Origin of the sequence: Hahella sp. HN01 (assembly GCF_018986435.1) — a bacterium.
In the GTDB taxonomy this organism is placed as follows: domain Bacteria; phylum Pseudomonadota; class Gammaproteobacteria; order Pseudomonadales; family Oleiphilaceae; genus Hahella.
In genome coordinates this window covers 1-11,098 of sequence record NZ_JAHMIN010000069.1, presented here as the reverse complement: position 1 = coordinate 11,098, position 11,098 = coordinate 1, and the positions used below count along the sequence as shown (strand labels likewise).

The following is an 11,098-nucleotide window of genomic DNA, read 5'->3' as shown; positions in this document are numbered from 1 at the left end:
CCGCAAAGCTTGATCGCTACATGGTCGCACGCCGCCTACCAGACGCAGAGAAGGCGGGCTTGGTGGAGCGCGTCGGAATTATGGAATGCTCGATTTCAGGACGTAAGGCAGTGGCCTGGAGGGCGGTTAAACATGACTAAGCGCCCAAGAGAATACGCCGCCGAGATTCTGCAAATGCAGGGCAGGGAGGAGCGAGCTAGAGCGCTGGCCGCTGTTCCTGATCAATTTCGGGCGATGGTCGAAGCGCATGTGCGGACCTATTTCGCGCTGAAGGCGAAACCCAAAGCGGCGCCGACTGTGATCACGCCAGAGATGGCCAGGGCAATGATACGGAGGCGGGCGGCATGAGCGACGAAACCTTAGAGCAGAAACTACAGAACATCCGCAACAAGGCCGCCGAGTTTGCGAGAGCCAAAGCGAATCGGGTTTATCTGGAGGAGTTCCGCAAATCAAAGATCGCCATTCTCATGAGGGAGGCCGAGAGCGCAGACCCGGACCTGACGGCGGCGAACCGTCAGGAGGCATGGGCAAGGCGGCACCCGGAATACCTGGAGCTGTTAAAGGGGCTGATGCAAGCGACGGAAGAGGAGGCCCGGCTGCATTGGGAGCTGCGGACGGCGGAGTGGGCGGTGGAAATCTGGCGGACCAAGTCAGCCAACAAGCGGGCGGAGCGGATGAGGTACGGGGCGTGATCTACAGAAACCAAAAGCTACTGACGGCCATACGGCAATTGCCTTGTGCGGCCTGCGGCATCGAGGGCGGCTCTCAGGCCGCGCACTCTAATCTACTGAGGCACGGAAAGGGTAGGGGATTGAAGGCGTCAGACGCCGCCACGTTCCCCCTATGCGTGCCTTGCCATATGGAGTTCGACCAAGGCAAAGCATTAACCAAAGCGGAGCGAGAGCAGCTGACCATGGATTGGCTTGCCTGGACGCACATTCAACTGATTGAAAACGAATTGTTGGGGGTGAGGTGAGCAAGTTGGAGGAAACCCTGGCGCTACATATTCGGGCGCTGAAACTGCCGGAGCCCGTCAGGGAATACCGATTTCATCCGGTGCGGCGCTGGCGCTTTGACTTCGCGTGGCCAGACTACCGGATCGCGGCGGAGGTGGAGGGGATCACCTGCTACGGCAGGAACAAAAACGGCACCCTGAAGCTGGGCCGACACCAAACGGCGAAAGGCGTCAGCGCGGACATGGAGAAATACGCGGAAGCCATGGCGCTGGGATGGAGCGTATTCCGCTGTGACGCCAAACTCATTAACAGCGGGCGAGCGGTGGAAGTGATTACGCAAATGATGAAGTTAAGAGAGGCTGCGTGAATAGAGCAATGAATGAAACGCCCTGGCTGCTGGAGCAATGGGCGAGGTGGTCAAAGATGGACGCGGGCGTGGGGTATCCCACATCGACGCCTTTCTCCCGTTTAGGCGGCAGCTCTGTCCGCTCGCCGGTGATTACGGATCAGGAAGCGGCGGCGGTGGATATGGCGGTGTCCAAACTGAGGGCGCGGGATGAGGAGATGGGCGAGGTTGTGCGGCTGTATTACATGGCGGGGGAGAACCTGTCTTATGTGGTTCGACGCATGCCGAAGCTGGACCGGCGCAAGGCGGACCTGTTGGTGAAGTCGGGCGTCGCCTGGATCGATGCGGCGCTTTGCTCGACTAATGAGCGCAGCGCCAGAAGCCAATAATTAATTGGGGGGAGTCTTGATCCGATGACGCCAAACCAAAGCTTAACTGAGTACCATTGATATTCACTGCAACCGAAGGCTACCGTATTTAGAATACTTCCCAGTCCTCATCCTCTTTACCCGGATTTTTGGGGAGGGCGCCAGATTGTTTAGTGGTTGAAGCTTTTCTAGGAGTAGCCTTTCTTATCTCCGGCGAGATTTTTCTAGTGTCTGCAGGCCTTTCGACTGTTTTGAAGAATGACATTAATTCAGACATTTGGTCTACATTTTCCAAGCAGGACTCTGAAGACGATGCAATTTCTTCCGCCAGTGCGGCGTTTTGTTGTGTGATCTCGTCTAACTCCATTATTGCTCTGTTAACCTGATCAATGCCGGAGCTTTGTTCTTCTGTTGCTGCGGCAATGTCGGAAATTAGATCTCCGACTTTCTTAACTTGTGAGTTTATCTCTTCTAGATTCTTGCCTGACTCATCCACCAAGGTTGACCCCATCTGTACTTTCTTGACACTGTCTTCTATTAAGTCTTTGATTTCTCTTGCCGATGTGGCGCTTCGTTGCGCCAAATTTCGTACTTCAGTTGCTACTACGGCAAACCCCCGTCCTTGATCCCCAGCACGGGCTGCTTCAACAGAAGCGTTTAATGCCAACAGATTGGTTTGAAAGGCTATGTCATCAATAACACCAATGATCTCCGCGATCTTACGGCTTGCTTCGTTAATTTCTCGCATGGATGCTACAGCCCTGCCTGTAACCTCACCTCCAGTTGCAGCTGCATTTCTGGCGAGACTGGCTAATTGGTCAGCTTGACGAGCATTATCCGCCGTGTTGCGTACGTTGCTAGTCAACTCTTCAATGCTTGAAGCGGTTTCTTCAAGGCTAGAGCTTTGCTTTTCCGTTCTTTCCGACAGCTGAGTATTGCCACTCGAAATTTCTTGGTTGGAAGCTTTCACGCTCTCACTACTTTGAGATAGCTGTACAATGATGTCATCTAGCCGTTCCATACTGCTGTTTACGGAGTTCGCAAGATTTGCATATTGCCCCTCATAACTTTCCTTCATGCGTCCATGTAACTCACCTTCCGTAAGCAGGCTCATCACTCGCCCTACATCTGACATGACTGAATCCATCACGGAAACAAGTTCATTTAGTCCCTGTGCGAGCGATTGGAAAAAGCCAGACTTTCCTTCTATTGATACCTGTACTTTCAAGTTGCCATTTCGAGCACTTTCAACTATGTGCTGAACTTCTCTCTCTGTTACAACTTGATTGGTTACGTCTAACCACTCGACGACAAATCCCAGTATCTGCTCATCCGAATTTCGGATTGTTCCAGCAGTTAAATCAAAGTGCGCGTTACCCAGCTGCAGCTTCGCGCCATAAGGCTTTCGCAGCCCCTTCAGTAAATCGCGTTGATGACTTGGATTCTTATGGAAAATATCTATGCATTGCCCATCCAGTTTATCCGCATCAAACTGAGGGAGCTGTTTTTTTATCTCTGATTCTGCGGCTTTAAGCGTTCGTCTTACAGCTGGGTTCATATAGATTATATTGAAGGACTCGTCCGCTACCATTAGTGCTGTTGAGGTAGTATCGATAGCTTGCTTTAATCGAGTGGTGACTATTAATTGCTCGCGGTCTCTCTGAATCTGTTCTTTTAACTGATCACGCATATTTTTGAGGGTCGCCATGACCCCCTTTACTTCTCCTAACTTTTGATCAAGATTACCATTGGCAATGCTGGTCGCAACCTCACCTAATTCTGAAGGCTCAGCGCCAAGACTATTCGTAATGTTATGGATTATTCTATATCCAACAATTATTGTGATTATTAGTACAAGTAACGCTCCACCAACAATTAAGTTTCTTGTCAACTCAGCTTCTGTTTTATTATCGTCAGATAGAAGTCTAATTTCCTCCATAATAGACTGCCATAAACTATATAATGACTCGATACTTCGAGTTGACTGCTGGAAGTATTCGACGGCAGCCCCTTCCTTTAACGGCCTTGCGTTATATATTACCCCACGATAGTCTCTTGATATTTCTAGCATACGCTCTATTTCTGTTGTAGCTGTATCTACTTTGCTCTGGAGTCGAGCCCTAATCGAGCTGTTGTTGGCTGTAACCTTTTCAAGGTAGTGTTCTAAAGAAATTTCACGAGATCTTATTGCTCCAATATATCCTGATATCCCTGCTAAGACTTCTCTATCAATATCATTTCCTAATGCGTATTTAGACATTAATGAAGAAAGTTGCCCCCTCATCTTTCCTGCTTCTTCTGCTATATTTGGAGTTAGAAGAAGTGAAGCTGTAGTGAGTTGCCTTATATCTTCAGACTTACTTAAACTAAGCTTTCCTTTTTCAGTAATTACTAAATAAACGCTAATTATTTTTTGAATGAGTTCGCTATGTGCATCAAAGCTGTCTTTCAGACTCTGTTGAGAATAGCCATTCTTTAATCTGACCCATTCCTCATTTAGCTGAATTATATCATTTGTCATGCCAATTGTTGCTTCCGTGCTTTTTGATAGTTCTAATAATTGGCTGAATAGCTTGTCCAGCTCCCTATCTTGAGACTGCAGTTTTGTTATGAGAGACGAATCTTCCTCCTTCCAGATAACAGTCGTCCCTCTATGTGTCGTTATATTTTGCTGAATTACAGTCAGATTTGTTACTAACCTTGTTGCCTCTGTCTGAGCTTTAGCATCGAACACCTCTTGTTGCTGGGCGTTTATAATGCTGACTAAAGAAATAACTAGTGGTACGGCGATAACCAAAGACGCAAGTGCTAACTGTTGCCATATTTTTAGACGGTTAAGCATGATCCCTCCTTACTCTATATTATAGTGTCTCAAAATATATGTGTATTGACTCGTTCTTTTAATGTTTAAGTTGCTAATTCTAATCCTGTTGCTATTAATATGAATTAAAACTTTTGAATGATATTTCCTTTTAGCTCCATTAATGGCCAGAGAGGCGGTGTTCCTGGCATTCTTCTAAAGTCATCCAATGATAGTTGGAGCTTATAATTTGTGCCCGACGGTCAGACTCAATCCCTTTTAGTTTGCTCTGTATTAAAGATGCCTCGAACGTTATCAGAGTATGGGTGGGGAGCAAGAGAAATCCGAGTGACGAAGAAGGACGCCTTCTCCCTATGTAGGAAGAAGCAAGAATGGTAACGCTAAGCCTCGCTAAGCAAGTGATTGGGAAAAAAAAAGGTCCATGACCATTTACCCCTCTTATCCTAGTGCGAGTGGTTAGAGCAAAGGTTCTGCAATCAAGATAACTGGTAGACGTAAGACAAAGTGCATTGATTGCCAGACTGGAACCAAGAGTTATTAAAGCTTAGCAAAGATTTTTAGAGTCAAAGCAAAATTATCAAAGGTTGGTATTGTTTGGGGGGTAGCTGTTGAAGTGAAAAAACGGAGGCGCTAGCCTCCTTTAACACCCGATAGCAGAGTAGAGTATTTTGCAAAGCTGAACGCTTGCTTCTATGGTCTCCTAATGATGATATCCTGGCAGATCAATGTATTGGAACTACAGTGAATGCCAATGAATGAGTCTAGACCAGTTTTATGACATAGCAAGCTCCCTGCTGATTCAGGCGCTTTCTAGTGGAGTGGTGGCTGGTGGTGTGATTTAATCAACTGTTCCAAATATGTCAACAATAATAGTTATTGTTGACATATTTGGAACAGTTATGTATCTTATAGTCACCATTATGTATATTTACGCCTAGAGCAATTTCAAGTCATACGCATTTAAAGACCCGGTATCCGAAAGGAGCCGGGTTTTTTGCTTTCTAGAGCCTCGCTTACGCGGGGCTTTTTCGTTTCTGGGTTATGCAAAACATGAGCTTCTACTTAGGAAAGCGCTCCAAGTCGCGCTTGGTTGGCCTGCATCCTGACCTTGTGAAAGTAGTGGAAAGGGCGATTCAGAAAACCCCGATAGACTTCACTGTGCTGGAAGGCCTGCGAACCATCGAGCGCCAAAAGGAACTGTATAAGGCAGGCAAATCCAAGACGATGCGCAGCCGCCATTTATCAGGGCATGCGGTGGACCTAGGTGTTTTGATTAACGGCTCGATCACTTGGGAAGCCCGCTATTACCAGATACTCGCCGACGCCGTGAAGCAAGCCGCCGAAAAGCTGGGCATTCCCATAGAGTGGGGCGGCGATTTCAACGGCTTTTTCGACGGACCTCATTATCAACTGCCGTGGAAAGAATACCCATGAGCGCCTGGGCTTCAATTCTGAACCTGTTTAAACCGGTCGCTGACCTGATCGACAACGTTCACACCAGTGACGAGGAGCGCCTGCAGGTACAAGCGCAACTATTCCAGATTCAGGCCGAGCTAACCCAACGGGTGATGGAGTATGAAACCAAGCTGCTGGAGGCGAAGGCCAGAACCATCCAGGCGGAGGCGCAAGGCCAAAGCATCCTACAACGCAACTGGCGCCCGTTAACTATGTTGTGCTTTCTGGCGCTGGTTGTGTGCGACTCCTTCGGCCTGCTGACGTTCAGGCTAAGCGTGGAAGCCTGGGACCTGCTGCAAATAGGACTGGGTGGATATGTCGCCGGCAGATCGCTGGAGAAGATCGCCCCCAAGGTAACCGACGTGATGAGTAAGAAATAATGGGAGAGAACCAAACCACCCGGAGGCACTGGCACTTGGACAAAACCATCAGTGTGGGCCATCTGATCAGCACGCTGGTAATCGCCATTTCCGTGATCACCTGGGCGGGCTCCATAGATCGCCGTGTGGAGCAAAACGCGTTGGCGGTTAAGTACCTGAATGAAGAGCAGGTGCAACAGCGTCAGCGTATCGACGCTGTGCGTAATGAGATTAAGACTGACCTGCGAGCCATCAACGACAAGTTAGACCGCCTGATCGAGCGGCAGAGTGACCGGTAATGCCCCAAGCTTCGTTAAGGCCCTGCAAAGATAAGGGCTGTCCCAATACGACCCGGCACAAGTCGCGATACTGTAAGAGCCACGCAGACAAGCGAGAGGCGACACGCTGGGGAGTCTGGCAACAACAGAAGGGCAGCGATACCCAACGCGGTTATGGTTGGCAATGGCGTAAGCTGAGGGTGCGGATACTGAGACGGGATAACTATTTGTGTCAGGTGTGCTTAAAGGCGGGGCGTACCAGTGCGGCCACTGAGGTGGATCATATACTGCCCAAGGCGGAAGGAGGGGATAATCGTGGCAGTAATCTTCAGGGTATTTGTAAGGCGTGTCACCGGATGAAAACAAATATTGACGTGAAAAAGCAAGCCGCTACCTGACGCTCAAGGTTGCCAATCCAGTTCATAGGTAGCGAACGCAATAAAGTTTAAGCATATGCAAACATGGGCGAATGTCTGAAAGTAATATCATACTCGGATTCAGACATTAGCTCTTTAATATCTGAAGCATCCTCAATTTTCACAATGAGCAGCCAGTCATTGCCATATGGATTGCTGGTGTCATGGGAAGGATGGTTGTTGGTGCTGACAATGTAGCCTGAAATTGGCATGTAAAAAGGCAGAGTCTCCCCCCTTAGGGTTTCAAGTGTCCCAATTTGTTCTCCTGAGACATAGAGCTTGGTGTAGTCAACGTTACAAGATAGCCTTATAGAGCCTTTAAGATCTGACACAAAATCTGTTACACCTACTATAGCGAAGCTGGCTAAGATGCGAACCCATTCGTGGCAGGAATAATATTTTAATGTGGATCGGGTCTCGTTCATGATGTCACCTAGACGGATACAGCATTCTGGAGGTATTTATTTGCAGGTGGGGAGTCCTGAGAGAGTTGCCGGTAGCGATACCTAGGCGCAAACGGTAGCAAGATGCTAGTGCAAGGTGCATCTCTTACCCTATTCCTAATGAAGGGAAAAAGACACCGTTTTCAAAAATATATTTTCATTAACAAATAAGTGCTCATGTAGGCAATATACCGGCGTATTTAACCCAACTCTACGCATACTTTTTGCTGAGTGGGGTACACAGCTGGACCAAACTGGTTGTAGATTGCGACATCTGCTGCGTCTCGACCATAGCCCAGAGCGACATAACCTCCTTTTTTGGAATGCTGTGTTGCGTCGAATGTGTACCATCGCCCAGCCACAAAGGCTTCAAACCAAGCGTGTAATTCCATTGGTTGTAGGGCATTTAAGTAACCTACCACCATGCGAGCAGGAATGCTCAAGCTGCGACAAAGAGCAACGCCAAGGTGGGAAAGATCTCTGCATACGCCAATTTGCCTTTGATTCACCTCGATAGCTGAAAGAGGTAATAGGCTGCTTCCAGGTTGAAACTGTATGGTTTTACGCAGCCAGCTTTCTATTTGAGCCACTTGGTCGTAACCGGGGTGTTGGTTGTGCGTAATTTGTCGCGCCATTTCATTAAAATAGTCAGATTCACAGTACCTACTGGGCAGCAAATATTTTAATACGCTGTCAGGCAAGTATTGAATATCTACAAAGTAGCCTCCTGGCTCCTCATCGATATAGTTGGATGTCATGATTCGGGCTGACGTATAGACTCTAAAATTCCCAGGAGGGGCAACCAGTCTCTGACAAAGGTTGCCGTAATCGTCAGTAAACTCGAAAACAGGAACACTCGGAAAAAGAAGATACTCCTCGGATGCAATCCACTGCTGCGCACCGCTTCTGGGGCGTAGCATCAATATGAACGGAGTGGGGTATTCGATTGTAAAAAGGAGTTCACAGCTTGTTTTTAGCCACATAGGCTACACCTCTTGATGGCGGGGCTTAAGTGATGTCACTTACCTCGACATTTACCTCCATGGATGAGCCGGGGACTCCGAAGAAGCTACCTGCTATTGGCGGTATTGACTCTGGTAATCTGGCTACTGCGACGGCTATATGTTCGGCTCCTGCTATTGACCCTCTGGTGGGGTCAAAGCCTTTCCAGCCTGCGCCGGGAATAAATACTTCCGCCCATGCATGTGTTGAGCCGGACTGGGCGGACATGCAATTGGTATGTATGTAACCACTGACGAACCTTGCGGCAAAGCCTAGTTTTCTGGCTGAGGCCATAAAAAGGTTTGCGGAATCTCGGCAAGACCCTGTATTGAGGAAGAGTGTGCTTTCTGCACTCTGGACGCCCTCTTCTTCGCGTCTATGGTAGGCGATTGTGTGAAAAATACGTTGGTTTAGTCGTAGCAAGAGGTTAATGGTTGGAATACGTTCACCATGCCGCCATAGCTCGCTAATCCAATTCATAAAATGAAAGCTATTTGTCTCATCCATTCCGCTATTGATATAGGGCGACAACAAGACCCTGTCTTCATCCAAGTAGTTGAATGGATAATCCACGGCGTAGTCTGCGACAAGAAAGTCATACGGAATCAAGTCGTATTTTTGAATTAGGATCTCGCTGTATATCCTCAGTCTTCTGGCTTGATCGGAAAAGCTGGCGATGGAGACCGAGTTTCCTTCGACATCGCGGTGCCAACGCTGAGTAGCTGACGGAAAGATTTCCAATTTAGATGACTCGATCCGCAATTCATGGCCCTCCCTTGGGCGCAGTCGCAGTGTGTGTGGGTGCAACTGTACCAATCCCGAGTAGGCGTAGGTTGTCTCATGAGTAATCCTATATCGCCTCATGCTGAGATGTGCGATCCCTTGTGATTAAGAGTGATTGTTGGAAAGGGAGGGCTGAATGCGGTCACCGTGTTGGGGCCGAATAATGAGAGCAGTTAATTGTGACTTGCTCTAAAGCTCTACGGAAAAGACGGATAGTTAATGAGTAAGGGGCGAAAGAGTATCCTCTGATATTCAGAGGACTAACGGAAGGATGGCTACCATAGTTGTGGGGCATATATTCGCCTCCTTAGCACAATAAAATTCCTTTGCTTAAAAATGATATGGAGGTGAAAGTGGGAGAATCAAGAGGAGGCAGATACATTGGACGACCAAAGACCAGGAAGCTGTGAGCTTTAATCAAGTGGTCAGCGCCCGTTTAAGCGTTGCAAAGCGCTAGATGCAGAGACAAAGCCAGATCTGATTCTGAAGATGCCGAAGGTGGGGGGCAGGTCAAATTTCTGATACCTGAGCGACCAACACCGCACCCCTAAGTCTTTTTTTATACCCGCGAAATTAAAAATTTCAGGCTAACGCAATGAGTGGAACCGCAACCAGAGCTGGAAGGGGGCGGAAGCCCAAGCCCGTTGCGCAAAAGCTCCTGGCCGGCAACCCCGGAAAGCGTCAACTTAACACCCACGAACCCCAGTTTTCACAGATCACTAACATCGATTGCCCGGGCTGGCTGGGCGACGACGCACGCCGCATGTGGGAGCTGATCGCCCCGGAGCTGTGCGCACAAAAGATCATCGCCATTACAGACGCGCACAACCTGGAGGCTTTCTGCGCCGCCTATGGTCGATGGCGTCAGGCGGAGCGCGAATTGGCGCAATATGGCATCACTATTATGGACGCAAACGGCGGCCTGAAGAAGAATCCAGCGGCCACCGTCGCCAACGAATCCTTAAAACAACTGGCGACCTTCGGGGCGCTCCTGGGCCTGGACCCATCCAGTCGTCAACGCCTGACCGGCGGCGGCAACCACGACACGTCAAACCCCTTCGATAAATTCTGATTTCGGTTATTCCATGGCGGCTAAATATCCTCACGTCGAGGCGGCGACGCGGTACGCCCGCGCCGTGCTGGACGGGTCTATCCCTGCGTATCGGTATACGCGCTTGGCGTGCCAGCGCTATCTGGATGACCTCGCCCAGGAGAGCGACCCGGACTATCCGTATTACTTCGACAAGGCGGAGGCCGAACGTGTCTGCGAATTCGTCCAGCTGCTGCCGCACACCAAGGGCGAGTGGGCGTTCAAGCGTCAGCTTATCAAGCTGGAGCCCTGGCAGGTGTTCGGCTTCGTCAACATCTTCGGATGGAAGAGCAAGGCCGACGACCTGCGACGCTTCCGCGAGGTGTATTGGTGCGTGCCAAGGAAGAACGGTAAAAGCATTATCGCCGCCGGCGTGGGGCTGTATATGTTCGCCTGCGACAACGAGTTTGGCGCGGAGGTCTACAGCGGAGCCACCAACGAGCGCCAAGCCTGGGAGGTATTCAGGCCGGCCAAGCTGATGGTCTCGCGCACGCCGTTATTGCAAAAGGCCAAGGGCATTGCCGTTAACGCCAAGAACCTGAACCGCCCGGCGGATGAAGCGCGCTTTGAGCCGGTTATCGGCAAGCCCGGCGATGGCGCAAGCCCCTCCTGCGCGCTCATCGATGAGTACCACGAACACGACGCCCCCGACTTATACGAGACCATGGTGACGGGGCAGGGCGCACGCCGGCAGCCGCTGACGTTTATCATCACCACCGCCGGCAACAACATCGAAGGCCCTTGCTACGACAAGCAGACCGAGGCGCAAGAGATGCTGGAC

General features: G+C 49.7%; 15 protein-coding genes. 11 read left to right on the top strand and 4 right to left on the bottom strand.

Annotation, left to right across the window (positions count from 1 at the left end):
* Positions 1-132 precede the first annotated feature (132 nt).
* The 5 genes from KP814_RS31375 to KP814_RS31355 are packed head-to-tail and all read left to right on the top strand — an operon-like array spanning position 133 to position 1,691.
* On the top strand, positions 133-348 hold the full coding sequence (locus KP814_RS31375) for a hypothetical protein (RefSeq protein ID WP_216740473.1): 216 nt from the start codon (positions 133-135) through the stop codon (positions 346-348).
* Positions 345-692, top strand: coding sequence for a hypothetical protein (locus KP814_RS31370; RefSeq protein WP_216740338.1), 348 nt, complete (start codon positions 345-347; stop codon positions 690-692). Before KP814_RS31375 ends, KP814_RS31370 begins: the two co-directional genes overlap by 4 nt.
* Complete coding sequence (locus KP814_RS31365; protein WP_216740472.1) at positions 689-976, top strand: DUF968 domain-containing protein; 288 nt, start codon at positions 689-691, stop codon at positions 974-976. Before KP814_RS31370 ends, KP814_RS31365 begins: the two co-directional genes overlap by 4 nt.
* A complete protein-coding gene (locus KP814_RS31360) occupies positions 973-1,323 on the top strand; it encodes an endonuclease domain-containing protein (protein WP_216740471.1) in 351 nt (116 codons plus the stop codon). The genes KP814_RS31365 and KP814_RS31360 overlap by 4 nt, the downstream gene beginning before the upstream one ends.
* Positions 1,320-1,691, top strand: a complete 372-nt coding sequence (locus KP814_RS31355; protein WP_216740470.1) for an antiterminator Q family protein — start codon at positions 1,320-1,322, stop codon at positions 1,689-1,691. The genes KP814_RS31360 and KP814_RS31355 overlap by 4 nt, the downstream gene beginning before the upstream one ends.
* A gap of 88 nt (positions 1,692-1,779) precedes the next feature.
* On the opposite strand, the gene KP814_RS31350 is transcribed toward KP814_RS31355, so the two are convergent.
* Positions 1,780-4,512, bottom strand: a complete 2,733-nt coding sequence (locus tag KP814_RS31350) for a methyl-accepting chemotaxis protein (protein ID WP_253938773.1) — start codon at positions 4,510-4,512, stop codon at positions 1,780-1,782.
* A 1,029-nt stretch (positions 4,513-5,541) separates the two neighbouring features.
* On the opposite strand from KP814_RS31350, the gene KP814_RS31345 reads away from it, so the two are divergent.
* Genes KP814_RS31345 through KP814_RS31330 form a run of 4 tightly spaced genes read left to right on the top strand, consistent with a single transcriptional unit; the run spans position 5,542 to position 6,981 of the window.
* Positions 5,542-5,925 (top strand): M15 family metallopeptidase, encoded by a 384-nt coding sequence (locus KP814_RS31345; protein WP_216740469.1) that lies wholly within the window; start codon positions 5,542-5,544, stop codon positions 5,923-5,925.
* On the top strand, positions 5,922-6,326 hold the full coding sequence (locus tag KP814_RS31340) for a 3TM-type holin (protein ID WP_253938772.1): 405 nt from the start codon (positions 5,922-5,924) through the stop codon (positions 6,324-6,326). Before KP814_RS31345 ends, KP814_RS31340 begins: the two co-directional genes overlap by 4 nt.
* A complete protein-coding gene (locus KP814_RS31335; protein WP_216740467.1) occupies positions 6,326-6,604 on the top strand; it encodes a hypothetical protein in 279 nt (92 codons plus the stop codon). The genes KP814_RS31340 and KP814_RS31335 overlap by 1 nt, the downstream gene beginning before the upstream one ends.
* On the top strand, positions 6,604-6,981 hold the full coding sequence (locus tag KP814_RS31330) for an HNH endonuclease (protein WP_216740466.1): 378 nt from the start codon (positions 6,604-6,606) through the stop codon (positions 6,979-6,981). The genes KP814_RS31335 and KP814_RS31330 overlap by 1 nt, the downstream gene beginning before the upstream one ends.
* A 47-nt stretch (positions 6,982-7,028) precedes the next feature.
* Here KP814_RS31330 and KP814_RS31325 read toward each other — a convergent pair whose 3' ends face one another.
* The 3 genes from KP814_RS31325 to KP814_RS31315 form a co-directional block, all read right to left on the bottom strand.
* A complete protein-coding gene (locus tag KP814_RS31325; RefSeq protein ID WP_216740465.1) occupies positions 7,029-7,424 on the bottom strand; it encodes a glycine cleavage system protein H in 396 nt (131 codons plus the stop codon).
* Positions 7,425-7,642: 218 nt separating this feature from the next.
* Entirely contained in the window at positions 7,643-8,425 is a 783-nt protein-coding gene (locus tag KP814_RS31320; protein WP_216740464.1) for a transglutaminase family protein, read from the bottom strand.
* A gap of 25 nt (positions 8,426-8,450) precedes the next feature.
* Complete coding sequence (locus KP814_RS31315) at positions 8,451-9,308, bottom strand: transglutaminase family protein (RefSeq protein WP_216740463.1); 858 nt, start codon at positions 9,306-9,308, stop codon at positions 8,451-8,453.
* Between the two features lie 514 nt (positions 9,309-9,822).
* Between KP814_RS31315 and KP814_RS31310 the strand changes: the two genes are divergently transcribed.
* Together KP814_RS31310 and KP814_RS31305 are read left to right on the top strand one after the other, a co-directional pair.
* On the top strand, positions 9,823-10,299 hold the full coding sequence (locus tag KP814_RS31310) for a phage terminase small subunit P27 family (RefSeq protein WP_216740462.1): 477 nt from the start codon (positions 9,823-9,825) through the stop codon (positions 10,297-10,299).
* A 13-nt stretch (positions 10,300-10,312) separates the two neighbouring features.
* Positions 10,313-11,098, top strand: a 786-nt coding sequence (locus KP814_RS31305) for a terminase large subunit domain-containing protein (RefSeq protein WP_253938771.1), incomplete at its 3' end; no start/stop codon positions are given.

Coding starts and splice junctions, on each gene's coding strand:
- KP814_RS31340 (WP_253938772.1), top strand. CDS start 5,922: ATGAGCGCCTGGGCTTCAATTCTGAACCTGTTTAAACCGGTCGCTGAC.
- KP814_RS31335 (WP_216740467.1), top strand. CDS start 6,326: ATGGGAGAGAACCAAACCACCCGGAGGCACTGGCACTTGGACAAAACC.
- KP814_RS31325 (WP_216740465.1), bottom strand. CDS start 7,424: ATGAACGAGACCCGATCCACATTAAAATATTATTCCTGCCACGAATGG.
- KP814_RS31320 (WP_216740464.1), bottom strand. CDS start 8,425: ATGTGGCTAAAAACAAGCTGTGAACTCCTTTTTACAATCGAATACCCC.
- KP814_RS31310 (WP_216740462.1), top strand. CDS start 9,823: ATGAGTGGAACCGCAACCAGAGCTGGAAGGGGGCGGAAGCCCAAGCCC.
- KP814_RS31370 (WP_216740338.1), top strand. CDS start 345: ATGAGCGACGAAACCTTAGAGCAGAAACTACAGAACATCCGCAACAAG.
- KP814_RS31330 (WP_216740466.1), top strand. CDS start 6,604: ATGCCCCAAGCTTCGTTAAGGCCCTGCAAAGATAAGGGCTGTCCCAAT.
- KP814_RS31375 (WP_216740473.1), top strand. CDS start 133: ATGACTAAGCGCCCAAGAGAATACGCCGCCGAGATTCTGCAAATGCAG.
- KP814_RS31345 (WP_216740469.1), top strand. CDS start 5,542: ATGAGCTTCTACTTAGGAAAGCGCTCCAAGTCGCGCTTGGTTGGCCTG.
- KP814_RS31315 (WP_216740463.1), bottom strand. CDS start 9,308: ATGAGGCGATATAGGATTACTCATGAGACAACCTACGCCTACTCGGGA.
- KP814_RS31350 (WP_253938773.1), bottom strand. CDS start 4,512: ATGCTTAACCGTCTAAAAATATGGCAACAGTTAGCACTTGCGTCTTTG.